Genomic DNA, 810 nt, shown 5'->3' with positions numbered 1-810 from the left:
GGTGTACCCAGGGATAAAGTTTTTCCATCCTCCTTCTGCTCCCATATTTTGCTTCCAGGCTTCCCATGGATTACTAAATGCATCAGAGACGTTATCTCCTAAACCACTCCAAAAATCCTTAAAGCTGGATACAGTCCCATTGGTTACAGCTCCTGCAACAGAATTAGTACTATTCTCCAGACTGGCTAAAACTCCTCCTATTCTAGTAGCTTCACTTGCAAAATATCGTGTCCAGGGATTTAAATCCCCTGCCGATACAGTAGATTGTCTACTATATAGTCTATCCATCACCTCCGACTCCCGATACGCTGAATAATTCTGATCAACAATACCACCTTGTCCATAGGTTGGGTTTGTGCCATAAAACACATCTGTATTAGAGCCAAAAGGATCATAACTAAACCCTGCCGGCACATAGGAATCAGTCATATTATAATTAGCAAAATAATCCTGTGCACTATTATATGAATCTGCCCCGCTTGGGTCTGCGTAATATACCCCACATGCCAGATGGCTCTTTAGTTAAAAATGTCTCCCAGACATTTTCTTAACACTACAACCTTATCAAATGCACTATAGATACAATATTTTAATTATATAGTAGGAAAAAAACCAGCTACATCAAGGTAACTGGCTTTTATTGCTCGTTTCTTATTCTTACTGCTCATTCATACCCGGCACGGAAAACATTTCCGCGCATCTGGGGTTAAAGTTTTTCCAGCTTATCTCGCGTCCTAAAAAAAGTTTAGATATGTACTAATACCCTGCCAAGCTTTGACGGCACCAGAAACATTCTGGCGCCAGCAGGGG

General features: G+C 41.1%; 1 protein-coding gene. It reads right to left on the bottom strand.

What is annotated here, in order from left to right:
• The coding region (locus tag FOF46_RS31000) for a hypothetical protein (protein ID WP_143919278.1) at positions 1 to 429 on the bottom strand (429 nt) is incomplete at its 3' end.
• Positions 430 to 810 lie beyond the last annotated feature (381 nt).

Source organism: Aquimarina algiphila, from assembly GCF_007489275.1.
Taxonomy (GTDB): Bacteria; Bacteroidota; Bacteroidia; order Flavobacteriales; family Flavobacteriaceae; genus Aquimarina; species Aquimarina algiphila.
The sequence above is the reverse complement of the archived record's forward strand: the minus strand, read 5'-3'. Positions and strand labels throughout refer to the sequence as shown.